The sequence below is a fragment of the Sorangium sp. So ce406 genome, from assembly GCF_051474675.1.
GTDB classification, from domain to species: domain Bacteria; phylum Myxococcota_A; class Polyangia; order Polyangiales; family Polyangiaceae; genus Sorangium; species Sorangium cellulosum_G.
This window is the reverse complement of sequence record NZ_CP150340.1, coordinates 4,488,364-4,514,811: the sequence shown is the minus strand read 5'-3', so window position 1 is coordinate 4,514,811 and position 26,448 is coordinate 4,488,364. Positions and strand designations below refer to the sequence as shown.

The window sequence follows — 26,448 nt, the reverse complement described above, 5'->3', positions numbered from 1 at the left end:
CGGCGCTCCCGCGCGGCTCAGGGCGCGGCGCGGGCCGGCGCCTCGCCCGTGAGCCGCCGCGCCTCGGCGAGGCGCGCGCCCAGCGTCCGGGCGCGCAGCGGGTTCGCGCGGATCGCCGCCTCGAGGGCCGCCACCTCGCGCAGCGTGGCCTCCCGCCGGGCGGCCGCGTCGGGCGCCGCCACGGCGCGCAGGCGAAAGAGCGCGCCCTGCGCGGCGAGCGCCCGGTCGTGGCGCGGGTTCAGCCCGAGCGCCGCGCCCGCGTGCCGGAGCCCCTCGGCGATGTCGTCGGCCGCGTCCTGCCCGCGGCCCCCCGCGGCGTCGTGCCCGCGGCCCGCCCTCCGGAGCGCCGCGCGGGCCTCGTGGATCTCCGCCAGCACCGCGTACAGCGCCGGATCGGCGAGCGGCTCGCCGAGCAGCAGCGGGCGGAGCGGGACGAGCGCCGCGTCGAGCCGCGCCGCGTCCGGACGGCCCCGCTGCGCGCCCCACCGGAACGCGAGGAGCTCCGCCTCGGCGCGCTGCACCCGGTCCCACACGTCCCAGGGCGCCTCGACCAGGCGGCGATCGAGCGTCTCGCGCACGACCTGGATCGCGGGCGCCGGATCCTCGCCCCCCGCCATCCGCACGCGCGCCTCGAGCATCGCCAGCATCGCCCGCAGCGACTCCGGATAGCCGGCCGCGCCCGGCGCCATCTCCCGCGCGCTCGCCTGCACCCGCGCGAACGCCGGGCCGGGATCGGCGCCGGCGTCGAGCGCGTACAGCGCCAGCGCGTGATCCAGCCAGAGCCGCCAGGTCGGAGCCCCGGTCCACGATGGATCCTTCTGGCGCATGGCCTCGATCACCGCGCGCGTGCGCTCGACGACCTCCTCGGGAGAGCGGCCGGCGCGGGCGAGGTGCTCGGCCTCGTAGACGCCGGTGATCAGCCGGGAGGTGCGCGCGCTGGCGAAGCCTGGATCGAGCGCGAGGACGTCGTCGCAGCGCGCCCGGGCGCGCCCCAGGGAGCCCGTCGGGTCGAGGCCGCGCAGGGACTCGTAGCGGCCGCGCTCGGCGAGGACGCCGCAGAGCTCGTGGAGGGCCCAGGCGAGGTCGGGCTCGCGCTGGAGCGCGGCCTCGTAGCCCTCGATGGCGCGCGCGAGGGCCTCGCCCTGCTCGCGGCCGGTGAGGTCCGCGTGGTACGCGCGCGCCCGGAAGACGGCGGCGGCCACGTACCGCGCCATGGCGTCGTCCGGGCTCGCGGCGAGCGCCTCCTCGGCGCGCGCGGTCGCCTCGCGGAGCGCCGCCCCGGCGTCCTCGCCCGGGGGCATCCTGCTCGCGACCCACCAGGCGAACGCGCTGTGGACCCAGGCCAGCTTCACGCGCGCCTCGGGGCTGCGCGGGCTCGCCGCGAGCGCCCGCCCGCACGCCTCGCGCGCCCGCTCGAAGCTCGGGCGCATCGGGTCGCGGCGCTTCCCGGCGGCGTTCATCGTCTGCGCCCAGAGCTCGCACGCGCCGGAGTGCACCGCCGGGTCGGAGCGGCCGTGGTCCGCGGCGATCCTGTACGCCTCGGCGGCGGGATCGAAGTGGGCCTTCATCTTCTCGAAATCGAAGGCGACGGCGTCGTGGCGGTGGCGGCTCCCCATCGCGAAGAGCACGTCGCCCTCGAGCTTCTTCGCCTCGTACAGCCACGGCGCCCCCGCGAACGCGGCCCGGGCCTTCTCCAGCGCCTCCTCGTGCCTGCCCTCGGCCAGCGCGAGCAGCCCCTCGACGTACGCGGGCGCCTCGATCGCCGCGGGCCCCTCGCCGGCGCCGGCGAGCGCCGCGCGGAGGTGCGCGGCCGCCGGGGCCCTGTACTCCGCCTCTAGCGCCGCGATCCGGGCCTCGCGCTGCGCCTTGTCCCGGACACGGCGGGCCTCCTCCAGGCCGCGGCGGTAGAGCTCCGAGAGCGCCGCGCCGGCGGCGTAGTCGAGCCCCGGCGATCGGTAACCCGCCCGCTCGGCCTCCCGGAGGTGGTCGAGCGCGGCGCGCGGCTCCTGGAGCGCGAGCAGGCCGCGGCCGAGCGCGTACTCCCCGGGGCCGCGGCCGAGCGCGCCCGCGGTCGCCAGCCGGGCCTCCACGGCCCTCAGCCGGGCGCGGACCACGTCGCGCTCGCGCTCGACGTCGTGGAGCGGCATCCCGTGGGCGCCGCGGAGGAAGAGCTCCATCTCCTTCACGGTCTCGCCGAGCTCGCGGGCGAGCGTCGCCTGCTCCGCCGCGGCGCGCCGGCTCCGGACGAACAGGCCGGCGACGACGAGCGCCGCGACGACAAGCGCGGCCGCGCCCGCGACCGCCGCCCGGTGCCGCCGCGCGTGCCGGGCGAGGCGGCGCGCGAGGGAGGCGCGCCGCGCGAGCACGGGATCGCCGTCGAGGAAGCGCTGCAGATCCTCCCCGAGCGCCCGCGCCGACTCGTAGCGGGCGCCGGGCTCCTTCTCCAGGCAGCGCGCCACCACCGCCTCGAGGTCCTGCGGGATGTCGCGGTCCAGGGCCCGCAACGGCGGCGCGTCGGCCTCCAGCACCTGGCGGAGGACGTCCATCACCGTGCCCCCCACGAACGGCGGGCGGCCGGCGAGCAGCGCGAAGAGGGTCGCGCCCAGGCCGTGGACGTCGGTCCGCCGGTCGAGCGCGCGCACCCTGCCGGCCGCCTGCTCGGGGGCCATGTACGCGGGGGTCCCGAGGACGGCGCCCGTGAGGGTCGCGCCGCCCTCGCCGGCGTCGCGCGCGATGCCGAAGTCCATGAGGTAGGGGCGGTGCGACCCGTCCTCGCCGCGCTCCAGCAGGATGTTGCTCGGCTTCACGTCGCGGTGCACGAGGCCGATCCGGTGCGCCTCGTGGAGCGCGGCGGCGATGGTCCGGGCGACGCGCACCTTCTCCTCGAGCGTGAGGTCGTCGCGGGCCTCCTGGAGGGAGCGGCCCTCGATGTAGCGCATCACGATGAACGGCACGCGATCGGCGACGCCGGCCTCGTGGACCTCGCAGACGTTCTCGTGACGGAGCCGCGCCTGGGCGCGGGCCTCGCGCAGGAAGGTCCCGTCGACGTGCGCGCCCGCCAGGACGAGCTTGATGGCCACGCGCCGGCCGAGCCGGAGATCGCGGGCCCTGTAGACGACGCCCATGCCGCCCCGGCCGAGGAGGTGGAAGTCCTCGAAGCGGGCGTGGAGCGAGGGCGGGATCGGCGAGGGCTCCTCCGGCGCGGCGGCGGGGCCGGAGGAGCCCTCGCCGAGGCCGAGGTCGGGGGTGGCCTCGGGCGCGGCGGCGGGGGCGTCGCCCGCTTCGTCGAGGCCGGGGCGAGGCGCAGGGGGCGTGACCGGGCCGGTGAGGGTGGCGTCGTCGCGGCCGCGGCGCGGCCCCGGCGGGGCGGCGGCGCAGGGCGCGTCGGCGTCCGCGGGCGGGATCATCGGGCGCGCAGGCCGTGGCGCTGGATCAGCCGGTGGACGAGCTGACGGGAGACGCCCATCGCGTCGGCCGCCTGCGAGATGTTGCCGCCGTGCTGGCGGAGCTTCTCGGTGACGTAGGCGCGCTCGAGCTCCTCGAGCACCATCTCGCGCGCCTCTGGCAGCGGCAGCTCGAGGAGCCGGCGGAGGCGGGCGTCCGCGGGGGCGGCGGGCTCCGCGCCGGCGGACGACGCGCCCGCGGGAAGGGCGCCGGAGGGGGATGCGCCGGATGCGCCGGATGCGCCGGAGGGAGCGGGGCTCGCGGGCTCCGGGCCGGCGCTCCCGCGCGGCGCCGGCGGCCCGGCGCCGACGATCTCGTGGAGCAGCTCGGGGAAGAGGACGAGGCGCGCGACGGTGTTCCGGAGCTCGCGCACGTTGCCCGGCCAGTCGTGGCCCTCCAGCAGGGCGAGCGCGCCCGGCGGCAGGTCCGCGAGCGCGCGCGGCGGCTCGCGCGCGGCGAGGAACCGCTCGACCAGGAGCGGGATGTCGTCCTTGCGCTCCCGGAGCGCGGGGACGTGGACCTCCACGACCGAGAGCCGGAAGTAGAGATCGGCCCGGAACGAGCCGTCCTGGGCCTTCGCGCGCAGGTTCCTGTGCGTGGCCGCCACGATCCGCGCGTCGAAGGGCACCCACTCGTTCGACCCGAGCCGCCGGATCTGCCGCCCCTCGATCGCGCGGAGGAGCTTCGGCTGGAGATCGAGCGGGAGCTCGCCGATCTCGTCGATGAAGAGCGTGCCCCCGCTCGCCTGCTCGAGCAGCCCCGGCCGCGCCGCCGCCGCGCCCGTGAACGCGCCCCGGACGTGGCCGAAGAGCTCGCTCTCGACGAGGTTCGGGGCGACGGCGCCGCAGTCCACGACGATGAAGGGGCCGTCCTTGCGGCGGCTGCGGGCGTGGATCGCGCGCGCCAGGACCTCCTTGCCGGTGCCGGACTCGCCGAGCAGGAGCAGCGTCTCGTCCGTCGGCGCCGCGCGCTCCAGCTTCGCGAAGAGCGCGCGCATGGTCAGGCTCCGGCCCGCCGCGTCGCCGAACGCGTCCGCGCCGGAGAGCGGCAGCACCGACGGCGGCCCCGCGGCGCCGACGACGAGCTCGGAGCTGCCGACCGTGGCGGGGACGCCCGGCGGGAGGAGGGCCTCGACGATGCGGATCTCGCGGACCAGCGTGCCGTTCTTGCTGCCGAGGTCGCGGAGGAGCACGCCGCGCTCGGTCATCCGGAGCTCGCAGTGCCGCCGCGAGGCGCGGGGATCGGCGAGGACCATGTCGCAGTCGGCGCCCGCGCCGACGATGAGCGGGCGCAGCTCGAGCGGCGCGGCGAGCGTGCGCCCGTCCGGGAGGGTGACCGTCACGGTGACGGCCGGGAGCCGCAGGGCGCGGCCCTGATCGAAGCTCGTGAGCGTGCAGGTCGCCCCTGGATCCTCGCCCATGATTGCCATGGTGCCCCTGGGGGGGTGCGCGTCAACCCGGAACCGGCGCGCCCGCGGGAGCACGGACCGCGGGCGCGCAGCTCCTGGGATCCACGGTGGGATCGGCTGTAACGCCGCCGTGACAGCGGCCGTCATGCGCGCGTGACGGGTGTCCCGGCGAGGTGTCGTCGCGCGGCGACGCGCTCGCGGGAGACGCCGGAATCGGCCTGAAAACGCGGCGATCCGCGCCGTCCGGGCGCGGCACACGCGTTGCGATGTGCCCCCTCGAACGCGACGAAACGCGGATCGAGGAGGATGCGGACATGACATCTCGTGACAGCGGCGCAGACACGGTGGAGCAGCGGGCGATCGTCGGAGCGCGGCGCGGGGCGAGGCTCGGGCTGGTCGCGCTGGCCGCGCTGGCAAGCGCCGTCTGCATGAGCCGCCCGGCGGCCGCGGTGATCGCCGAGCCGGGGCTGCGCGAGATCCCGCTCGACCCCACCGGCGCGATGTTCCACGCCGAGGTGATCGGCGACGAGCACTTCGACTACCTCCGGATGCGGGACGGCACGGTCGTGGTGCTCAACGACCTCTCGGGCGACTACGAGGTCGCCGAGCTCGGCTCGGACGCGCGCGGCACCCCTGCCCTCGTCCCCTCGGGCGTGCTGGTCCGCGATCTCCGCGCGCTGGGCGGCCCCGTGGATCCGGCGCTGCTCGCGCGCATCGACGAGGAGGCGCTCGACGACCTCTGGGAGGCGGCGATCGCGCGTTCTCCGGCCGCGCGGTCGTTCGCGGCCCCGCCCGCGAGCACCGGCGTGCGGCGCCCGCTGCTCACGATCCTGCTGGAGTTCACGCAGGGCGGCGGGATCACCGCGCCGGGGGCGTTCACCGGCAGCTTCGGGACCGACATCGCGACCTGGAAGGACACCCTGTACGGGAGCCTCCCTGGCTCGGTGAACCACTATTACGCCGACATGTCGCGCGGGAAGTTCTCGTTCATCCGCGCGCGGGAGACGCACGGCACGGCGAACGACGGCATCGTCCGGATCAAGCTGCCGTTCGCGCACCCGAACAGCAAGAAGGACTTCGCGCTGCTCCAGCCCTACCTGAAGGAGGCGCTGGTGATGGCGAATCCGTTCGTCAACTTCGCCTCGTTCGACGCCAACAGCGACGGCAAGGTCCGCGGCGACGAGCTCAACGTGCTCTTCGTCGTGGCCGGCTACGAGACCTCGAACACGAGCAAGACCCCCTCCGTCTGGGCGCACGCGACGGGCTTCGACGAGCCGATCACCCTCGATGGGAAGGCCCTCTCCGGGTACGCGGTGATCGGCGAGCGGCAGGTCCACAAGATCCGCGGCGTGCCCACCACGATGCCGGCCACGGTGGGCGTCATCGTCCACGAGCTCGGGCACTCGGCGATCGGCCTGCCGGATCTCTACAAGGGCCCGACCCCGGTCGGGGCGTGGTGCGTGATGGCGAGCGGGAGCTGGGGCACGACGACCGGATCGCCCGCCGGCTCGACGCCCGTCGCGATGGGCGCGTGGAGCCGGCTCAAGGCCGGGTTCCTGGCGCCGACCGTGATCCAGCCGGGGGCGCCGGCGCAGGACATCCCGGTGGTCCAGTCGGCCGGCGCGGAGCTCTTCGGGCAGAGCGTGGATCCGACGATCTACAAGATCGAGACGTCGGATCCGGACCAGTACTTCCTGGTGGAGAACCGGCAGAACGAGGGATACGACCGCGGGCTGCAGAAGTGGATCGGGTTCGGGGACGTGTCCGGCGGCGTGGGGATTTACCGGATCGACGAGGCGAGATCAGCGAGCAAAGGGAAGGTCGCCTTCATGGCGAGCAACCCGGGCGCGCCGAGCTCGGTGGCGAACCTCTACAACCTGGAGGGCGAGCGGACGTTCACGCCGTTCACGGATCCGAGCAGCGACGACGGGGACGGGATGTTCACGGGGCTCTCGATCACGGGGTTCAACGAGGCCGGGCCGATCATGCTCGCTCACGTCAGCTACGTGCCGTTCGGGTGCAACGAGATCACCGCGTCGGTGGCGGAGCATGAGATTCACGGCCGGGCGCAGAAGCAGGTCGTGGACCTCGGGGACGAGCAGCTCTTCCTGGGATACCGCACCACCGGGGCGCTGGAGGGGCTGGGGGTCGACAAGGACGAGGTCGTGACGCTGCACGTGGAGGCGCCGGGGATGTGGAGCGTCGGGGGCTGCGACTGAGCGACGTCATGCGCCCGCGGGCCCCGCGTCGCTCGCCATCAAGGACCTCGCTTCCGCCCTTCCTCGCGGGCCTTGCGCCTCGCCTGCTCCTCCTCGGAGATCCACTCGCTCTCTAGGATGAGCTTCATGCCCTCGCGCCGGAACGTCCGGGTCGCGGCGATCGGCGTCTCGGTCTCGTCGCCTCTGGCCTCACCCTCGGGCGCGGACTGGCAGCAGATGATCGTCCCGTCGGCGTGGAACGCCGGCGGGCGCCGATCGGCGTCGATCGCCGTGTCCGCGTCAATCTCGGGCCATCCTGACATCGGGTCCGAGAAGTCGAAGAAGCGGAATTCGTACGGGCACGCCCAGATGCACCCCTCGACGACGAGCAGCGCGGCCGACGGCTCGAAGCGCATGTCCACCCAGCAGAAGCCGACTCCTTCCCTCGCCTCGTCCGGCAGGTGGTCGCGGCGCTTCCCGGTGTCGAGCTCCACCACCGTCTGGCCCTGGTAGTCCTCGCCGCACACCAGGTAGTCGTGGCCGTTCGGGTGCGCCTCGACGAAGAGGAACGGGAACGACCCGAAGTTCCGCTGCACGACGGCGATCGGGTCAGCAGCGCCGGTCCGGTAGACCTCGCCCTGGGCATAGTCCCAGGTGCCGCTTCCGGTCGAGAAGCTCGACACCACGAGCCTGTACTTCCCCGTGGGGCTCGAGCTCTCGCAGCGCGAGCCCTCGCGCTCGTTCTCCGGCCGGAAGAACGCCTCTTTCTCCGCCGCGCGCGCCGCTGCGTCGTCCGTCATGTCTCCTCCGCGCCCCGAGCCTCGTCCGGCTGCGCGGCTCCGAGGGTAGCAGGGACGCGCCGGGATCTGCGCTGTACCGGTCTCACGGCTGACACAGTGCTTCCGTGGGACGCGGCCCCTGTGCCTTCACCGGCGAGCGCCGCCTGTCTACGTTCTGGGCTCTACGTGACCGGAGCCTCCCACCATGACCGAGCTGCTGCCGCTGGCGACCTATTGCTTCGTGATGTCCAGCACCCCGGGGCCGAACAACATGATGCTCACCGCCTCGGGCGCCAACTTCGGCTACCGCGGCTCGCTGCCGCATGTCCTCGGCATCAGCGTGGGCGGCGCGGTCCAGACCTTCGTCACGTGCCTCGGCCTGGGCGCGCTGTTCACCGCCTACCCGGTGCTGCACGGCGTGCTGCGCGTGACCGGCGCGCTGTACCTGCTGGTGCTGGCGTGGAGGCTGACCGGCGGCGTCGTGGCGAAAGGCGCCGAGGTGCCGCGGCCGCTGTCGTTCGCGCAGGGGGCGCTGTTCCAGGCCGTCAACCCGAAGAGCTGGGTCAAGGCGGTCACGCTCGCCTCCGTGTTCATGCCGGCGGGCATGCCGGTGGTGAGCGGCGCGCTGCTCGTGTCGGCCATCGGCCTCGTCATCACCTTTCCGTGCATCTCGGCGTGGGCGCTGTTCGGCGTGGCGATCCGGCGTCTTCTGACCGACCCGCGACGGCAGCGGCTGTTCAATGGCATGATGGCCGGCGTGCTGGCGGTGCTGGCGCTCCTGTTCCTGCGCTGACCCATGTTCTCGCTCGACCGCGACTCCGCCGTTCCGTTGGCCGACCAGATCGAGGCGCGGCTGCGCGCGCTGATCGAGGGCGCTCAGTTGCCGCCGGGCGCGCGGCTGACGTCGATCCGCCAGCTCGCGGGCCAGCTCGGCGTGAGCCCCAACACCGTGGTGGCGGCCTACGATCGGCTGGTCGCGGCCGGGCTGGTCGAGTCGCGCGGCACGGCGGGGTTCTTCGTGTGCGAGGCGGCCGCGGCCATGCCGGACGAGGCGTGGCTCGAGGCCGGCGAGGAGCAGGAGCCGGTGTGGCTGGCGCAGCAGTCCAACGACCAGCGCGCCGGTGTGCTGCTGGCCAGCAGCGGCGCGTTGCCGGCGACCTGGCTGAGCGACGCCATCCCCGCCGCGATGCTCCAGCGCGCGCTCGCCCGCAGCGACGCCGGGATGGCGGCGCGCATCCCGCCGCAGGGGCTGCCCGAGCTGCGCGAGCGCATCGCGATGCTGCTGCGCGCGCAGGGCATCGCCGCCGACGCGGGGCGGCTGCTCACGACGTGGGGCGGGACGCAGGCGATCGACCTGATCTGCCGCGCCTTTCTTCAGCCGGGCGACGCGGTGCTGGTGGAAAACCCGGGGTATTTCCTGATGTTCGGGCGTCTGCGGCAGGCGGGTTGCCGCATCGTGCCGGTGGCGCGGAGGCCGGACGGCGTGGATCCGGGGGCGCTGGAAGCGGCGTGCCGCGAGCACCGGCCGAAGCTGATGTTCCTCCAGAGCGTGCTGCACAACCCGACGGGCTGGGGCTCGAGCGCGGCGAACCTGCACCGCGTGCTGATGATCGCGCAGAAGTATGGAGTTCTGATCGCCGAGGACGACGTGCACGGTCACTTCCACCCCGGGCATCCGACGCGGCTGGCGCAGCTCTCGGGGTTGGAGGGGGTGGTCTATTACTCGAGCTTCTGCAAGGCGCTGAGCCCGGCGCTGCGGCTGGGGTACATCGCGGCAGAGCCAGGGCGGCTGAAGCCGCTGCTGCGCGAGAAGATCTACTCGGTGCTGACGACCGGCGCGCTCAACGAGCTCGTGCTGCTGGAGGTGCTGTCGGCCGGCAGGTGGAGGAAGCACATCGACCGGCTGCAGCAGAAGCTCGGGGTGGCGCGGAATGCGGCGGGGCGGCGGCTGAGAGAGGCGGGGGTGCTGCTGGATCACCCGGGTGAAGGGGGGTTGTTTTTATGGGGCGCAGTGCCCCGCGGGGTGGATGTGGATGAGCTGGTGAAGGATGCCTATCTGAACAAGATCCTGCTGGCGCGCGGCGCGACGTTCATGGCGGATGGAGCGGCGGATCCGCATGTACGGTTCAACGTGGTGTTCAGCCAGCATGTGAGGGTGGCGGAATACCTGGCGGAGCGGTTTGCGGCCGTGGCGAGCGCGCGGGGCGCGATGGCGAGGGCGGGCGCTGGGGTGTAGCGGGTGCGGCCGGTGAGGCGCAGGGCCGTGCCGTCGGGCAGCCTCGAGGTGACGAGAACGCCAGCCGCGCAGGCGCCGGGGTGGTGCCGGGTGCTCGTTGCGAGCCGCCGGAGCACGCTCGACCCGCCATCCCGACGCATGCTGACTTCGCTCAGGAGAGCACGTCGGCAGCGGTCTTCGCCCCGAGCACGTTCTCCGCCCACCGATCCAGGGTGGCGCCGTCCTCACACGCCAGGATGCGGTCGCGCTGCTCGTCCGAGAGCGCGATCCCCGCCCGCGCGAGGAGCCGGAACAGCACGTCGCGCTTCCCCTTCAGCTCGCCCTCGTGCTTCCCCTTGAGTTCCCCGTCGTGGAAGCCCTTCCGCTCGCCGTCACGGAAGCCCTCGCTGATGCCGCGCTCGAAGATCTTCTGCGCGAACGGGGGGAACGTCTCCTTGCCTTGGGTCTGCCGCTCCATGACCAGTGCCTCCAGAGCCCGCCTCATGGGCTCGCGCAGCGCGTCGTAGATGATCTGAAAATACACCGCCGCATGGTCCAGGTGGAGCCGCGCCAGCGCGTGGACGGCCGCCAGCACCACGGCCATGCCGCTGGGGCCATTGCCGTGCGTCACCGCCGCGAGCACGGCGAGCTCGACCTCTCTCTCCGCCTCGGCCGGATCGGTGATCTCCGGCATGACCGTCGGACCGAGCACCAGCGGCTTGACGTGCCCGAGCCCCAGCCCGAGATCGATGTCCTCCGCCGCCCAGGCGGCCACGACGGGTCGGTCGCGACCACGAGGACGGCCGTGTCGCAGCGCTTCCTGGCGCGCACGACGGCGACGTACACCGGCCAGGAGTACTTCTTGTCTCGATCCTCCTCGCGCTGAACCTCGACGACGATCGCCAGCACGAGCGCACCGGCGGCGTCGCGCAGCTCGAGCACCAGATCGGCGCGGTACTCGACCGGGAGGAGCTGATCGAGCGAGGACTCGACCACCGCCGCGGAGGTGTGCGGCGGCACCTCCACATGGAACAGAGTCGCCATGAAATGGGGTGCGAGCTCGGGATTCTCGCGGAACATCTCGACGATGCCATTGTGCTCGAGCGTCGGCATGCGGAGCTCTATCGGCGGTAGACGCCATGGCCAGAGGGGTCTGGTGCACGCGAGCTGCCGATCGTGCCGATCGCCGATCGGTCGCGGCGGGGCGCTCACGCGGCATAACGTATCGATACCGAGGGACGGTGCCAGCGTAAAATCCGCCGCAATGGCTGATTTTGTGCACACCGATCGTGCGGCTGCGCGTAATGCCGTCGCGCGTACGCAGAGAGATGGTTCCCGGCCGATGTGTACGGTGTTGGCGATCTGCCCCGCATTCGATGACTTCTGGCCTCGTGGTCCCCACGCCAACGTGGTCCCAAGATCGAGGAGCGGAGCCGGAAAACACCAGCGACAGCGCGCTATTTCGGAGCCGACTTCTCCGACGTGCGGATCCACGTCGGCCCCGAGGCCACCGCGATCGGGGCGCTCGCCTTCACGCTCGGCGCTGCTCTCTACTTCGCGCCGGAGCATTACCAGCCGCACACGCGCTATGGCCAGGAGCTCCTCGACCACGAGCTCACGCACGTGGTGCAGCAGCGGGAGGGGGCGGGTGGCCAACCCCTTCGGCGACGGCGTGGCGGTGGTGCAGGATTTCGAGCTGGAGGCCGAGCTTCCGCCGGACGGAGACCCGCCCCTCAAGGAGAACGGCCGGCCGCCGTGCCGGCTCCGCCGTCGTCCTCGTCCTCGGGCAGCTCATCCAGCTCTCTCCAGAGCGCGTCGAGATCCAGCGTCAACCCCTCGCAGCCGGGCACCACGTGGCCCCCCTCCGAGGCCGAGAGCGCGACGGCATACCGCCCATCCTGGCCGAGCTCGAAGATCTCCAGCCCGCGGACCTGGGGATCCAGGATCCAGTAGTAGCGCACGCCGAACCTGGCGTACTCGCCCAGCTTCTCGATACGATCGCGGCGCGCGTCCCGCGGTCGCGGCGAGATAACCTCGATGACGGCGCTGGGCGGTCGTGTCGCCATCGGGCTCGCTCGCGCGGGGAGCTGCGCGCCCGGCAGGTACATCGAGACATCCGGTTTACGGCCGCGGTCCTGCGCTCTCATCCCGAGCTTGAGCTCGGAGCCGAAGACGCGCCCGCCCCGCGGGGCCGCCCACACGCCGAGCACGCGCATCAGCCACGCGACCAACCGCCTCGTGCAGGACGCTCGGCGCCTCTTCCTCCTCGATCCGACCGCCGACGAGCTCCCCCGCCTCGTCCTCGTCGAGGTCGGCCCAGGCCTCGAGCGTGATCCTCGCAGGCTCGCGCGCGTCGGGCGCCGCAACTGTCGCCATGACCTCAGGGTATCAGGAACGGTCGCTCCGTGGTCGAGGGCCGCCTCGCGCCGGTCGGGCCGCCAAGCCGATGTGCGTGTCGGGCGGCGTCATCCAGATCCTGGGCCCCGACCAGACCAAGGGCATCGACGGCTGAGCGCGCCGCCGGGGCCAGCTTGGCGGCGTGCTCCTGGCCAGCAGCGGCGCCCTGCCGGCGAGCTGGCCGAGCGACGCCATCCAGGCATCGGTGCTGCAGGGCGCGCTCGCTCAGGACAGCCGGAACGCCGGATCCGACGCGATGCGCTCGCAACGATCACTTGTGCGTCGGAACGATCTTCTTGATGGTCCCGTCGTCGTTGAAGTAGGCGCGATCCACGCAGGTCGAGCGCCGGTAGCTACCGCCGGTCGGCAGCCCGGCGTTGTGGTACGTGAGGTAGCTGGCGCCCTTGAAGTCGAAGAGCGACTGGTGGATTGTGTCGCTGTTCGGCACCCGGTCCAGGATGACGCCCCGATGTTGCCACGGCCCTTCCGGCGACGTGCTGGTGGCGTAGGAGATGGTCTCCGGGAACCCCGAGGCGTACGTCAAGTAATAGAGGCTGCCGCGCTTGGAGAGGAACGGCGCCTCGGTGTAGCTGGGGACGTTCGTGAGCACGTGGATCTGGGCGCTGCCGAGGCTGCGGTTCTGCATCTTCCCGCTGCCGTCGGTCGTGTAGGTCTCCCCCTTCAGGTGGATCATGTCCTGCTCGAGCTCGACCCAGTACAGGACCCCATTTCCCCAGTACAGGTAGACCCGGCCGTCGTCGTCGACGAGGACCGTGGGGTCGAGGTTTCGCCACGAATGGTCTGCCGTGCCCTCGGTGTCGTCCAGGAAGATGAGCGGGATTCCCCGTGCGTCTCGGAACGGGCCTTCCGGCTTGTCCGCGACCGCGACGCCGATCGAGATCCCGTAACCGGCCTGGCCGCCCTCCACCGGCGCGTAGAAGTAGAACTTCGGGTTGCCGTCCTTGTCGTCGCGGTGGACCACCTGACCCGCATTGGCGTTGCCCGTCGAGTCGCCGCCGCGAGCCCACGAGAACACATCGTAGCGCATCACCGCGCCCTTGTTCTCCCAGCGGACCATGTCGGACGACGCCCAGAGCCGATAGTCGAACATGCGATATCCGCTCGCACCTTCGACCTGCTCGTCATGGCCGGTATACAGGTAGACCTTGTTGTTCCAGACCATGGCGGCGCCATCCGCGGTAAAGATCTGGTCTCCAGGACCGCTCGTCGGATCGGGCGCATCGTACTTGATGATGGGATTGTCGAACTCTGTCGGGGGTGGCGTGTCGTCCCCGCCACCGCCGGTCCCGCCGCCGCCCTCCCCGGGCTCGACCGTTCCGCCGCCGGTGCCGCCGGTGCTGCCGGTCGTCGCGGTGCTGCTGCTGATGCTGCTGGTGCTGCCGGTCGTCGCGGCGCCACCTCCGGCCTGTCCACCGGCTCCTTCAGCCTGTCCACCGGCTCCTCCGGCGCCCTCGGTGCCGCTTGAAGCTTGACCCGAGGAGTCGCAAGCCGTGAGCCAGAGCCCACCGATGGCGAGCGCAAGATACAGCGCTCCCCCAAAAGAGAGACCTCGCCTCTTCATGTTTGGCCTAGCCGGTCGGGGATCTGCGGTGTTTGCCCGCCCGAGGCGGGAACACACACTCAAAGGGGCAAGTAACCGATCCGGAAACCGGAATGTGAACGTTCACACGGCCGATGTCAAAAGAAAATGAGCGGCGCGCGGCGCCCTCGATCGCGACGGGTTGCGCAGCGGCGCCGGCTGCGGCGCCCGCGTGAGCGGTCCCACGAGAGCTCGTAGGGCGGGCCGGCGCTGACCGCGGGCCGCGCCTGCCCGTCCTGACGCCGCGCTCCGCAGGGGCCTCGCCAGCGCTGTCCTCCCCCGGACTCGAGGGGACCCGCGGGCCGGTCGATCAGGAGCGCCTGGTCCAGCGCAGGGCAAGAGGCAGGGCAGGAGGAAGCTTTGACGCGTTCACGCCTCCGCGCCGGCGCTACGGCGGGAGCACGGCGATGATCCGGAGCGGGCCCCCCGAGCCGCCGCGGATCTTCATGGGAAGCGCGAGCACCAGCGCGCCGCGCGCCGGCAGCGCGTCGAGCGAGGCGACGTTCTCGAAGGCGGGGATGTCGGCGCCGAGGAGCACCCGGTGCGTGATGAAGTCCTTCGACGGCCCGTGGTCGATGCTCGCCGTGTCGATTCCGACCGAGGCCACCTTCCGCGCGACGAGGGCGCGCGCGGCGTCCTCGCCGATGCCGGGAAAGTGCAGGTTGGACGCGTCGCCGGGCCTGTCGTCGCCGAGGTAGCGCTTCCGATCCGGCCAGCGGCTCCCCCATCCGGTGCGGATCAGCACGACGGTCCCGGGCGCGATGGCGCCGTGTTCCCGCTCGAAGGCCTCGATGTCGGCCCTCGTCACGCGGTAATCGGCATCCCGGGCGGCGGCTGCCGACACGTCGATGACGGCGGCCGGCGCGACGAGGCGCGAGATCGGCACGGCGTCGGCGGTGCTCTTGCCCTCCGCGAAATGGATGGGCGCGTCGAGGTGCGTGCCGCCGTGCTCCGGCGCGCAGAAGTCGTTCGACGCGTAGAAGAAGCCAGCCTCGGTAGGGCCGTGGTGGACCTGATTCAGCACGAAGCCCGTCGCGGCTGTCGGCCAGTAAATCGTCCTGTCGTCGAAGGGGTACGTGAGATCCACGAGCCTCGCTCCCTCGGGCAGGCGCACCCCGCCCTGGGTCGAGGCCGCCCTGGGCGCCCTGGGCGTCGTGGTGTCATTGCCGGCGGCGCAGCCGATTGCGAGCATCCCTGCGGTGAACAGCGCCCAGAACATCGCACGTGTCATGGTTCCCTCCCGGATCCCGACCGGAGGCCCAGACGCCGCGCCCCCGCGTCGTGTGAGTGTGAGGGCCAAGGCTACGCCCCGGCGGGGAGCCTGCCACCTCGAACCGCGGGGCGCGGGTCCTCGCGCTCGCGCGAAGCGTCCGCCCGCGCCATCAGGGTGGCCAAGCGGGATGCCCCGTCCACGGAAACCGGCGTCGGCGGCGTCGGCCCGGCGGGCAGCTATGACTACGATCCGGATTGACGCCCGTCCAGCAGCGTCCACGCGCTCCAGTGAGCGTAGCGCCCCGACGCGTGGACGCGCCGCCACCCGCGATCGACAAGCGCCCGCGCCAGCACCTCGCGGAGCCAGGCGTGCGTGACCGCGAGCACGCTGCCGCGCTGGGCCGCGAGCCCGATCAACCACTCGGCCGCGTCGCCCGCCTGGCGCTGCGCCGCGGCGGGCGGCGCCTCGGCGCGGAGCGCTCCATGGGCCTTCCTGAGCCCGATCGCGAGCGCCCAGACCGCCAGGGGCACCCGCGCGTTGCCCAGCGACGGCGCGGGCTGCTCCAGCTCGCGCAGCAGCGGCGACGTGGCGACCGCGGCGCCGGGGGCGAGCAGCTCGGCCGAGGCGCGGGCGCGCGGCAGATCGCTCGCGACCACCGCGCCCACCTGCATCGCCAGGGCCCGGAGCGCGGGCGGCGGCGTCTCCCCGGGCGCCAGGCCCGCGGCGTCGTAGGCGTCGCGCCAGCGCTGGAACCCGGCAGCGTCGATCCAACCGGTGTGGACGTGCCCGGAGCGGCCGTGTCGAACCAGGATGATGCGCGCGGTCAACGTCGGTCCTCGTGAGGTTCGGCCAGGGGAATTGCAGTGCTTACAGTGGATGTAGAGCTATCGATGATGAACCGGAGAAGTGCTCCCTTCAGGGCACCTCCACGACCCTCCTCGCCAGGAATCGGAGCTCTAGCTCCTCCGGCAGACACGGCTGAAACTTCGACAACGCCTCTCTCGCCCCCCCTGCCGCGTGCCGCCTCGCATCCGCCTCCGTGATCGCCCCCGGCGCCAACAGGGCGCGCGTCGCCTCGCGCACCGCCACCGCTGACCGCGCCGCTCCGCCACGAACCCTGATTGAGCGATTCCCGGGCACCACCCGCTCGCCCAGTTGCTCCTCGAGCAGCCGGGCCAGCAGATTGTTCACTCTTCCACCAAGGAACGTGTGCCACACGATCTCGTTCAGCCCCTCCACGATCGGCATAGGCGCGTCGTCCAGAAACGCATGGCTCGCGCGCTCGGCGCGCATCGCCTCGCGGGCGCGCTTCGTCCACCACGCGTCCTCGGCTGTGTCGAGCAGCGTCCGACGGAGCTCCTCGCAGAGATGACGCGCGACGAATCTCGGCTTCCCCAGCCAGTTCAGATGTTTGCCGTCCGGAGCGGGAACAACGTCGCAGATCCCCTTCTTCCAGTCGACGTGCGAAATCTGCCACGGACGCCCGCCCAGCACGAAGCAGCTCGCAGGCGGCAACGCCTGCACAAACACCGCGTCCACAGAGCCCACCTCTCGGGGCCCCCACCTCACCTGTAATAAGGACGGTGCCTCGAACACAGCGTAGAGCGCCTGGAAGTTCTTTCGGCCGTAGAGCGCCTCACCCTTGGCGCCGAGGATGAGCCGGCCATCCGCTTCGAGGACAATCCCAGCCGAGAGCATGCGACCAAGGAGCATCTCACGCTCGCGTTCCGTCACCTCCGCGAAGCACGCCGCGCCCGCGACCCAGGCCCAGACGTCCGCCAGGGGGACGCCGCCTTCCTGGAGGCACAAGGCGAGGATCTGCTGCGCGAGCACATGGAACGCCGCGCGCTCCGGCTGCACGGGCTCGACGTACCCGCTCGCCCAGAGCCGAAGCAGCGCTGCCGCCAGCACGAGCTCGCTCTCCTTGGTGCACAGGAGCGTGGCACGCGGCCTGGTCCCCGGTCGCCGGCCGGTGCGGCCCATGCGCTGGAGGAAGCTCGCCACGGAGGGCGGCGCGTCGACCTGGTACACCGCGTCGAGATCGCCGACGTCGATACCGAGCTCCATCGTCGATGTCGCGACGATCACGCAGTTCTGGCCCGACTCGAACGCGCGCTCCGACGCCCGGCGCTCATCCGCCGACAGGGACGAGTGCATGAGAAAGGTGGTCACGCCTGCGGCCTGGAGCGCCTCGCCGAGCTGCTCCACGCGGCGCCGGCTGTCCACGAAGGCGAGCCGCTTTTTCCCCGGGTCGAGCTGGGCGATCACCTTGGCGGCGTTGGAGAGGCTGCCCACCCAGTCGAGGCGTACCTCGGGCGACGCCGAGGGCTTCGGCGGATCGACGAGCCGCGCCGGGCGGCGGCTCGTGCCCCCCAGCCACGCCAGGATCTCCGCAGGGTTGCCCACCGTGGCCGAGAGGCCGATACGCTGGATATCCCGTCCGGCGTGGCGCTGGAGCCGTTCGAGCAGCGCGACGAGGTGCGCGCCGCGATCATCGGCGGCAAACGCGTGCACCTCGTCGATCACGACCGCTTCGAGGCTTCGAAAGAGCCTGCGGCTCGGGACGCGGCGGCTCACCAGCATCACCTCGAGCGACTCGGGCGTCGTCATGAGGATGTCCGCGGGATCCTCGATGAACCGGGCACGCACGCTCGGGCTGACGTCGCCATGCCACTTGAATACGCGACGCGACACCATGCCAGCGATCTGCGTGAGCCGTGCCTCCTGGTTGTTGAGCAGCGCCTTGATCGGGCAGAGATACAGGACGCTCGGTGCGCTCCAGTCCTCGGCGTGCATCCGCGAGAGCAGCGGCAAGAATGAAGCCTCGGTCTTGCCGCCGGCCGTCGGCGCCAGCACGACGCAGTTATCGCCGTCGAGGATGGCGTGCGCGGTGAGCTCCTGCACCGGCCGTAGCCCCGAGAAGCCGAGCGTGTGGACGATGTGGTAGCGGACGGCTGGGGAGAGGCGGTCGAACGCGCACCGGTCCGGCGGCGGGGCAGCCCCCGGCGCTGCCGGGCTCTGCCCTGTCCCCGGGACCTCCTCAGCCATCGTCGTCCCCATCGGCGCGCGCGCCGCCCATCTCCAGGACGATGTCGTCCGGGCTCCTCGCGATCCCGGCAGCGGCCGCCTCTTCCGCCGTCATCTCTGCCGCAGAGATCTTCAGATCGAGGTGCTTCGTCGGCTCGAAGTCCTCGAACTGGTCCACGCGGTCGAGCACGCGATCCACGAGCTTTTTCAGGAACAGGCGCGGGGCGATGCCCGTCTTCTGGCCGAGCTTGCCGGTGACCTGGCGAGCGACCGCGCGCAGGACGTCATCCGTCGCCTTTGCCTGGATGCGCGCGGGGTGGTCGGCCGGGTACAGGCTCCTGACCCGCTTCGCCACCTCGACGAGGCGCTCCTCGTCGAACGGAAGCAGGCGCACCTGCACCGCCTTCGGGTTGTCGAAGCGCGTATCCTCGTCGAAGTCGGTATGAAGCCGCTCGGCGAGCGCCGGGGCGCGCCGCACGCCCTGGGGGCCATCGAAGAACGCCGGCGTGCCGGTGATGAGCAGGTAGAGCCCGGGGTACTCGCCATGCCCGATCGCGTCGATGAGCTGGCGCAGCGCGTTCAGGCTCTTCTCGCGGCTGTCCCCGCGCACGCGCTGGATCGTCTCGACCTCGTCGAGCACGAACATGAGCCCGGGGCGCCCGGTCTGCTTGAGCAGGAGGAGCAGCCCGCGAAGGAACGCGAGCGCGCCTGTGTGATCCAGATCGGCCTTGAGGTTGGCCTTGCGCTTGATCGAGGTCGCGACGTGCGGCTGCCCCATCAGCCAGGCGATGAGCCCCTCGAACGTCGCGTCGTCCTCCTCGAGGCGGGCCCGGTGCGCGGCCCGCAGCGCCGACGAGAACGCCGGTTGATCCGCGGCGACCTCGACCAGCCGCTCCTCGAGGCGCTCGGCCACGCGCTCGTGGAAGCGCGCCGGGGCCGACGAGAGCTCGGCCTCGCCCGCGAGGACCTCCTCCTCGAGATCGAAGAACCACTTCTCGATGAGCTGCCGGAACGCCCCCCGATCGCGCTCCTTGGTCCGCAGGTGCTCGAGCGCACGCCGGTACACCGTCTCCAGCCGGTAGAGCGGCGTGTCGACCTCGCTCACCTGCACCTCGGTGACGGCCATATCGAGGGCGAGCGCGCGGGCCGCGAAGTACCGCGAGAAGAACGTCTTGCCCGCGCCGTAGTCGCCGCGCACCGCCTTGAAGCGGCTGCGGCCCGCGGTGCACTCGCGGAGCTCCTCGACGATCGCCTTCTCGAAGCGATCGAGCCCGACGGCAAGGTACTCCAGGCCCTTCTCGGGGACCGTACCGGTCCGGAGCGTGTGGAGGATGTCCTTGCGGCGGGCCTTCGACGGGAGCTCGAGCTCAGCCATCGCCTTCCTCCAGGAAGATGGCGCGGAGGAGGTGCTCGTCGAGCAGGATGTTCTGGCCCTTGCGGTCCATCGAGATCACGAGCTCCTGGTCGACGTTGAGCACCCGCTCCAGGCGGCTCAGGAACCCGGGGACACGCACGCCCTTGCCTGCCGTGTCGATCTTCAGCTCCACGGCAAAACGATCGCGCGTCATGCGCCCGCCATGGCGCAGGAGCAGCGATATCGCCCTCTTCACGTCCTCGCGATAGGCCTCCTCCGTCTCGCGGATCTGCTGGCGGAAGAGCGCCGACTTGAAGAGCGCCTCGCTGAGCTCTGGCCGCGCGGAGTGTTTGGGCCCGTGCGCCGCGGCCGCGCCTTGAGGCTCTGCAGGCGGCCCGAACGGCAGAAGAGCCTGTGCCGGCGGCGCGAGCCGCGGCGGAGAGGCCATCGGCGCGGGCGGCCGCGGGGCAGCCGGCGGCACCGGCCCAGCCGGCACCTCGCGCTCGTCGAGCTCGGCGCTCGCGCTCCGGGGCAGCTCACGGCTCCAGAACGGCGGCGGATCGAGGGGCGTCTCGACGACGTCGAGCGCCGCGAGCTCCGGTAGGAGCCCCTTCGGCGCGAGCAGCACCGCGGGCGCAATCGCCTCCGACAGGCTCGCCCCGCCGTGCTCTCCGGCGTGGAGGACCGACGTGTAACGCACCGCCTCATGCACGGCGACCGCCACGCGATCCACGCCTGCCGGCGTCACGAGCGCGCCTACCGGCAGCTCGATCTCGTCCGGCATCGCGGACTCCGAGGGACCGAGGGTGCGGTAGCGCGCCCCGGACTCGCCCTCCTCCCCTCCCCTGCCCGCACTCCGGACTGCGGCGCCGAGGAAGCGCCGCCAGCTGATATTGCCGTGATCGCTCACGAGGAGCACGAGGCGCCCGGTGCTCTCCGCCGCGTCGAGGAGGGCTCGGAGCGGCCGGATGGTCTCGGTCGAGAGCATGACGTGGAGCTGCGCCGAGCCCTTGAGCTGGTCGTCGATCGCGTTCACCACGACGGCCACGATGCGCTGGTCTCCGCGCACGATCTGCGAGGCGTCGTCCGAGAGCCCCCCGCCCGCGCCCAGGATGTCGCTCCGGAGCAGGACGCTGGGGGGCTCCCCGATCCGCACGACAGCCGCGTGGTGAGCGAGACGATCGCCGTCCCGCGTCGTGTCGAGGCTATCGCCCCGCATCATCGCGCGCCCCGCGAAGAGGGCGGTCCGGCTCAGCTTCGTGAGCGTCGGGACGTGGGCCAGCACCGGCAGGCGGCGCCCCCGCGACACGGGCACGAACGACGTGCGCGCAACGGAGGGCCAGAGCTCCGCGAGGTTCGCGGCGCTCATGCCGTCCATGCAGAGGACGAGCAGCCGCAGATCCCTGTGCTGCTCGAGCAGGGAGAGCGCCACGCGCGCGAGCACGTCCTCGATGAGCAACAGCTCCGCGCCGCGCCCATCGAGGAGCGCGGCGCCGCGCAGCACCCCACGATCCCCCTTCTTACCGACGAGCTGCGCGTACGCGCGCGCAAACCGCGCGTCGAGCGCATCGCGCACCTGATCCACGCGCTGGACGAGCGGCGCCAGACCCTTGCCCAGCGGCCCCGCGCCATCGGAGTGCACGACCTGGCGCGCCCAGTCGACGTACCCGCCGACCGTGGCCTGGAACGTGGCGAGGCTCACCACCTCGGCGTGCGGCGAGGCGGCGGCTTGCGGCTCGGGTTCGCCGAGGAACGCGGCGAGGCGCGTGGCCATCTCGACCTGCTCCTCGAGCCGCTCGTCGCCCTGCGCGCCGTCGTGCGCGAGGAGCTCCGCAGCCGCCTGGTCGACGGCCTCGAGAGCTCGCCTCGCGGACGCGGCGTTCGCCGCGCCGGCACATGCCGCGACCGCCTCGACGAACGCCCTGCACCGGTGCTCGAACACGAACGGCAGGCGGTTCGACCCGAGCGCGAGCGGCCGCACCTGCTCTGCGCCCAGGATGCCGTCAGCCTCCCCGAGGATCGCGCGCCGCAGTGGATCGTTGCCGTCGCCGTCGAGCCGCTGCCACACGAGCGGGACCAGGTAGCCGAGATCCACGAGCACCCTCGAAAGCCCAGGGACGCCTTCTCTGTCGCGGACAGGCCGGAGCGGATGCCCCTGCGTCTGCAGGACGCGCATCTCGATCACCGTGGTGAGGAGCGTGAAGCTCGCCCCCTTCGCCTCGTTGAGCACCGCGCGCGTCGCCTCGCCGACGATCGCCATCGCCGCGAGCTCCACGACGGCGTCCTCGATCCAGGCCGACAGGATCAGCGGCGCGCTCGGCCCCATCCGGCGCCCGAGCACGTCGGTGACCTCTTCCCGCGCGCCCTTGACCGCCGCGAACAAGGCGCCCAGCGCCTTGCCGCGGCGGTCGCGATCGAGCAGCGTCGCCGCGAAGAGCTGCGCTTCGGTCTCGAGCCCCTCGATCCCCAGCCGATCCCGCAAAAAGACCAGCCATGCGTCGTCGAGATCGATGCTCGGGGCGTCGCCGCGCCCGTACACGCGCGTCCCCTCGCGCTGCGCGACGCCGCGCAGCTTGCTGTTGATGAGGCGTGGCGTCCCGCTCCTCGCCCCGAACCGCCGCGGGAGCAGCCACTCGATCTTCGGCCACCAGAGCCGGCCACCCGCGACCATCGCCTCGAGGTCGCGGGGGAGCTGCCGCGAGAACGGCACGATGTAGACGACGGGATCATCCCCCTCGCCCTCGCGCGCGAGCTTTCGCCGGAGATCGAGCTCCCCCGAGGTGGCGATCACGCGGAATCGCTGCTCCTCGCCGTTCACCTTCGCCGAGACCGTGACGCCATCGTCCGAAGGCTCCGCGAGGCGCGCGTAGATCGCCGAGCGCAGCGTGCGGTGCTGGCGCTGATGGAGCTGCTCCAGCTCCCTTCGGATCGGCTCGCGCGACAGCGCCGGCGCCTCCGGCGATCCCACCTCCGCCGATGCCGCCGCGTGCACGGCCGTCATCCGCGCTCTCCGTCGAGGATCTGGATGGTCACGCGGACCTGCTTCCCGCTCTCGAGCGTCTCGCGGAGCTTCGCCACGAGCCCATCCACCTGATGCGCTCCGCACAGCACCACTTCCGTGATCGCACCCCCGGTGGGCAGCGGCGTCACGACCTGCGGCGACACGCCCCTCGGCTGCGGGGGCACCTGCGGCTCGGGCGACGGAGGGTTCACCGTCACCGGAGGCTCGGGCTCCGGCCTGGGCGGAGGCGGCCGAAAGCCCACGAGGATCTGCGTGATCTCCGCGGCCGCCTTCTCGAGCGCCGGTCGCAGCTCCTTGACGTTCTCGTCGCGCTCCAGCGCTACCCGCACGCCATCCATCACCTGCACGACCGTCCCCCCGCGGGTCGGATCCGCCTCGAGGCTGCGCCCTGCCTCGATCGGCGCCCTGAGGTTCTGCGCGCGCAGCGTCTGCAGCAGCGCCTCGACGATCCGCGGGCCGGCCATGTGCACGATGGCCGTCGTGCGCGCCGGATCCCAAGCAACACGCGCGAGCGCCTCGACCACGTCCTTGGCGCTCGCCGTCGCCGACACCGCGCTCGCGAGCTCGTGCAGCTTGCTCAGCACCTCGCCCCGCTGGGTCGCCGCGGCGTCCTTGGCGACGCCCGCCATGCGCTGCCACTCCCCCAGCGCAGCGATGGCGTCGGCGAGGCGCTTCGTATCGAGGCTCGCGGCCTTCTGCTTCACCGCGCCCGCGAGCTCGTCCACGCGCAGCGGCGTCAGCGCCTTGCCGCCGGGCGTGACCCCGAGCAGCTCGGCTGCGCCGAGCGCCCGCTGCCAGACCTGTTGCCCCGGCAGCTCCACCGGCACGAGGGCCGTGTCATCCGTCAGCTTGCCGATGAGCCCGGGAACGGCGTTCCCGTGGGCGAAGAGCTTGAGGGGACGGGTCGCGGCCTTCGCGTAGGCGAGCACGAGGAAGTCCTCCACCTCGGGAGAGAGCTCCATCAGCTCGTCCGGATCGAGCGCGGCGCGCACCGCGCCCACCGAGAGCGGGCCCTTGTGGTTCGCGAGGTTCTTCGTCACCTGGTCGAGCAGGCCGCCCGCGTAGGTCACGTCCTCCTCGATGATCCGCACGATGCCGAGGTGCTCGGCCGCGGCGATGGCGCGCAGCTCCTCGATCTGGGCCTTGTCGAACTTCGCCTTCCGATCGGGCGTATCGAGCAGCCGGTCGAGCAGCTCCAGCACCGCCTCGAGGCGCGCCTTCGTCGGCTGCTTGCCGAACACCGGGTGGCGGGGCGCCCGCGTCTCGAGCGCCTGATCGAGCACGGCCTTCAGCACCTTGTCGAAGAGCTTGTCGGCCGGCACCGTGAGCCTCGTGTCGCGCCGGAGCAGGTGCGCCTGCCGCTCGGGCGCGAGGCCCGACGCGAGGTGCGCGTCGAACGCGTGGTCCACGCCGTACGCGCTCGCGAGGGCGTTCTCCACCTGCGCGCGCTTGAGCTCGCGCTGCTGCTCCAGGGTCGAGCGCACCCGACCGAGCTCGTCCATGCTCACCCACGGGATGCGGCTCGCGAGGTCCTGGTCGCCCCGGAGCTCGTAGAGCCCGTCCAGCGTCGCGAGGTCCGCGAGCGCCTGCCGGGTGTCTTCGTCCAGGAAGGCGGGCAGCCACACCACCGTGGGCAGCCCCCGCGCCGCGTCCTTGTCGGGGAGCTCCTCGATGAGCTGCATGACGCGCCGCTCGTCGTCGCGCGGGCTGTAGCCCAGCTCGTCGAACGGGTAGTCGATGACCACCCGCAGGTCCTCGTCCTCCCCGGGGCGGAAGACGTTGTCGTTCGCGAGGCGCGTGTTGTCGTAGACGACCCCGACGCGCCACTTGCGCCCGCGCCATTCGTGGGAGCGCGTGCCCATCTGGTCCTTGCGCGCGATGCCCATCCTCTCGAAGAGGATGTCGCGCACCCGGACCCGGCGGCGGTGCTCGTTGCCGAGGTCGCGGCAGTAGTCGAGGATGCGCCGCACGTCGACCGTGTCGAGCACGCCGCGCACCTCGGGGTTGCCCACACCCTTGGCGTGCACCGCGGGCGTCACGCCCGCCCACTCGCGCACGAGCTTCGCCGCCATCGCGGTCTCCTCGTTTGGCACCTTCGACTTGAGCGTGCCGCTGTTCAGGTACACCAGGCTCGCGGCGGTCAGGTTCTTGAGCACCGGCGTGTTCGGCACGATGCCCTGGAGCAGCACGGTCTTGGCGATGCGCGTCTGCGTCCGGCACGTCTTCTCCGCGCAGCCCGCGCAGCCGAGGCGCGCGTCGAAGTCCTCCCGCAAGATCTGGCACCGCTCGGGCGTGTCGGTCTTGTTCTTCTTGCGGATGTGCGGGAGCAGGTCCCCCTCGTAGATGCGCCGCGCCTGCTCGTAGAGCCTCTGGATCGCGGGCAGGTCGCTCGTCTGCCCGTGCGCCACGACGTCGAAGAGGTCGCCCACCGGCACGACCTTGCCGAGCTCGAAGTCCGGCAGGTAGCGCACGAGCAGGTGCGTGAGCTCGCGCAGGGCGGTGCGGTCGCGCTGGAGCGTCGCGCTCAGCGCGACCATCACCTCCACGAGCGCGGGGGTGAACGGGTACACCCGGCGGAAGTCGTCGGCGTCGCCCTGGTTGCCGTTGAGCTGGCGGAAGTCCTGCGCGAACGTGCGCTTGTACGCCTCGAAGGCCCCGTCGAGCTCGGCCCTGGCCTGTGGGCCTGTCGTCCGGAGCACGCGCTTCTCGATGATGCGCGGCAGGTCCTTGTCCTCGAGCGAGATCGTCTCGAACCGGTCCTTCCAGAACGAGAGCTGGTCCTTGAACACGACCTCGTCGCGCCCCACCGCGAGCTTGCCCACCATCTCCGAGAGGTCGCGCTGCCGGGCGGCGAAGGTCAGGAACGGCAGCGCGGGCGGGTAGTCGCCGTGCTCGACCAGCGTCGAGACCTTCGGCGTCTCCAGGGCGAGCTTCTTGGGGTCCTGGAACGCGGAGAGCCAGAGGACGAGCTCGTCGAGGAACAGGACCACGCCCTCGTACCCGAGGCCCTGGAGGTGCTCGGCGAGGATCTGCAGGCCCAGGCCCAGCTTCACGAACGCGGAGCTCGCCACCACCCCCTCGAACCACGGCGTCTTGGCGAGCTCGCCGGCGAGGTCGCGCGCCTCCTTCGACTGCGGCGCGGCGATGACCCGCTCGAAGCGCCCCCGGTCCCACCCGCCGATGTCCCCCCACTCGCCGGCCTCCACGGCGCCCTGGTTCGAGGGGAACGCCCCGAAGAACTTCGCGTCGCCGAGGTCGTCGAGCAGCCGCCGCGCGCTCTCGAAGAGCTTCTGCGACTCGAAGAGCGCCGGCGCCGGGGCGCCCGGGTGGAGCCGCGAGAGCTCCTCCACCGCCGCGCCGAAGACGATCTCCTCCAGCGTCGTCGCCCCGCGGCTGATGCACTGCACGTGCAGCCGGAAGAGCTTCTTTCCGATGACCCCGGGCGAGAACTTCTTCCGGTGCGCCTGCAGCTCGGGGTGGGCCGAGTACACGGCCACGTCGTCCGCGAGCAGCAGGCTGAGCACGTTCATGAAGTGCGACTTGCCGCTGCCGAAGCTGCCGTGGACCCAGGTGAACACGCTGCGGTGGTCCTCGAGGCCGCGGCGGACGTTGTCGAGCGCGCGCTCCAGGTTCCGACCGATGGACGGCGTGACCACATACGCGCCGAGGACCGCCTCGTTGCGCTCGGTCGACGCGGTGCGGTCGATCTGGTGGACGAAGTCCACCGTCTTGACGTCCTCGGGGATCTGGAAATACCGGCGGAGGGGGGCTTCGGACATGGTTCCTTGGAG

17 protein-coding genes and 1 pseudogene are annotated in these 26,448 nt (G+C 72.2%); 5 read left to right on the top strand and 13 right to left on the bottom strand.

Features of this window, described 5'->3' with window-relative positions:
- Positions 1-17: 17 nt before the first annotated feature.
- Positions 18-3,407 carry a protein kinase domain-containing protein gene (locus WME96_RS16400; protein ID WP_437291050.1) on the bottom strand — a complete coding sequence of 1,130 codons (3,390 nt, stop codon included), beginning with the start codon at positions 3,405-3,407 and terminating at the stop codon, positions 18-20.
- Positions 3,404-4,873 carry a sigma 54-interacting transcriptional regulator gene (locus tag WME96_RS16395; protein WP_437291049.1) on the bottom strand — a complete coding sequence of 490 codons (1,470 nt, stop codon included), beginning with the start codon at positions 4,871-4,873 and terminating at the stop codon, positions 3,404-3,406. The genes WME96_RS16400 and WME96_RS16395 overlap by 4 nt, the downstream gene beginning before the upstream one ends.
- Before the next feature lie 293 nt (positions 4,874-5,166).
- Between WME96_RS16395 and WME96_RS16390 the strand changes: the two genes are divergently transcribed.
- Positions 5,167-7,071, top strand: a complete 1,905-nt coding sequence (locus WME96_RS16390; protein WP_437291048.1) for a M6 family metalloprotease domain-containing protein — start codon at positions 5,167-5,169, stop codon at positions 7,069-7,071.
- 38 nt (positions 7,072-7,109) lie between these two features.
- Here WME96_RS16390 and WME96_RS16385 read toward each other — a convergent pair whose 3' ends face one another.
- Complete coding sequence (locus WME96_RS16385) at positions 7,110-7,850, bottom strand: hypothetical protein (RefSeq protein WP_437291047.1); 741 nt, start codon at positions 7,848-7,850, stop codon at positions 7,110-7,112.
- 184 nt (positions 7,851-8,034) lie between these two features.
- Between WME96_RS16385 and WME96_RS16380 the strand changes: the two genes are divergently transcribed.
- Positions 8,035-8,622 (top strand): LysE family translocator, encoded by a 588-nt coding sequence (locus tag WME96_RS16380; protein ID WP_437291046.1) that lies wholly within the window; start codon positions 8,035-8,037, stop codon positions 8,620-8,622.
- A 3-nt stretch (positions 8,623-8,625) separates the two neighbouring features.
- Positions 8,626-10,065, top strand: a complete 1,440-nt coding sequence (locus WME96_RS16375; protein ID WP_437291045.1) for a PLP-dependent aminotransferase family protein — start codon at positions 8,626-8,628, stop codon at positions 10,063-10,065.
- Positions 10,066-10,216: 151 nt separating this feature from the next.
- On the opposite strand, the gene WME96_RS16370 is transcribed toward WME96_RS16375, so the two are convergent.
- A complete protein-coding gene (locus WME96_RS16370; RefSeq protein ID WP_437291044.1) occupies positions 10,217-10,738 on the bottom strand; it encodes a hypothetical protein in 522 nt (173 codons plus the stop codon).
- Positions 10,672-11,157 carry a hypothetical protein gene (locus WME96_RS16365; protein WP_437291043.1) on the bottom strand — a complete coding sequence of 162 codons (486 nt, stop codon included), beginning with the start codon at positions 11,155-11,157 and terminating at the stop codon, positions 10,672-10,674. The genes WME96_RS16370 and WME96_RS16365 overlap by 67 nt, the downstream gene beginning before the upstream one ends.
- A gap of 270 nt (positions 11,158-11,427) precedes the next feature.
- On the opposite strand from WME96_RS16365, the pseudogene WME96_RS16360 reads away from it, so the two are divergent.
- Positions 11,428-11,676: pseudogene (locus WME96_RS16360) on the top strand (eCIS core domain-containing protein); the annotation flags it as partial.
- A 101-nt stretch (positions 11,677-11,777) separates the two neighbouring features.
- On the opposite strand, the gene WME96_RS16355 reads toward WME96_RS16360, so the two are convergent.
- On the bottom strand, positions 11,778-12,275 hold the full coding sequence (locus WME96_RS16355; protein WP_437291042.1) for a Uma2 family endonuclease: 498 nt from the start codon (positions 12,273-12,275) through the stop codon (positions 11,778-11,780).
- A gap of 143 nt (positions 12,276-12,418) precedes the next feature.
- On the opposite strand from WME96_RS16355, the gene WME96_RS16350 reads away from it, so the two are divergent.
- Complete coding sequence (locus tag WME96_RS16350; RefSeq protein WP_437291041.1) at positions 12,419-12,556, top strand: hypothetical protein; 138 nt, start codon at positions 12,419-12,421, stop codon at positions 12,554-12,556.
- Positions 12,557-12,712: 156 nt separating this feature from the next.
- Here the strand turns inward: WME96_RS16350 and WME96_RS16345 are convergent, their stop codons facing one another.
- The 7 genes from WME96_RS16345 to WME96_RS16315 all read right to left on the bottom strand — a co-directional run bounded on the left by WME96_RS16345 (position 12,713) and on the right by WME96_RS16315 (position 26,436).
- Complete coding sequence (locus tag WME96_RS16345) at positions 12,713-14,023, bottom strand: glycoside hydrolase family 43 protein (RefSeq protein WP_437291040.1); 1,311 nt, start codon at positions 14,021-14,023, stop codon at positions 12,713-12,715.
- Between the two features lie 406 nt (positions 14,024-14,429).
- Positions 14,430-15,272: a cyclase family protein gene (locus tag WME96_RS16340; RefSeq protein ID WP_437291039.1), complete on the bottom strand. Its 843-nt coding sequence runs from the start codon at positions 15,270-15,272 to the stop codon at positions 14,430-14,432.
- Between the two features lie 224 nt (positions 15,273-15,496).
- Positions 15,497-16,081 carry a histidine phosphatase family protein gene (locus WME96_RS16335; protein WP_437291038.1) on the bottom strand — a complete coding sequence of 195 codons (585 nt, stop codon included), beginning with the start codon at positions 16,079-16,081 and terminating at the stop codon, positions 15,497-15,499.
- Between the two features lie 88 nt (positions 16,082-16,169).
- Positions 16,170-18,302, bottom strand: coding sequence for a DEAD/DEAH box helicase (locus tag WME96_RS16330; protein WP_437291037.1), 2,133 nt, complete (start codon positions 18,300-18,302; stop codon positions 16,170-16,172).
- Positions 18,295-19,656: a BREX system ATP-binding protein BrxD gene (gene brxD / locus WME96_RS16325; protein WP_437291036.1), complete on the bottom strand. Its 1,362-nt coding sequence runs from the start codon at positions 19,654-19,656 to the stop codon at positions 18,295-18,297. The genes WME96_RS16330 and brxD overlap by 8 nt, the downstream gene beginning before the upstream one ends.
- Positions 19,649-22,636: a BREX-2 system phosphatase PglZ gene (gene pglZ / locus WME96_RS16320; protein WP_437291035.1), complete on the bottom strand. Its 2,988-nt coding sequence runs from the start codon at positions 22,634-22,636 to the stop codon at positions 19,649-19,651. Before pglZ ends, brxD begins: the two co-directional genes overlap by 8 nt.
- A complete protein-coding gene (locus tag WME96_RS16315) occupies positions 22,633-26,436 on the bottom strand; it encodes a hypothetical protein (RefSeq protein WP_437291034.1) in 3,804 nt (1,267 codons plus the stop codon). The genes pglZ and WME96_RS16315 overlap by 4 nt, the downstream gene beginning before the upstream one ends.
- Positions 26,437-26,448 lie beyond the last annotated feature (12 nt).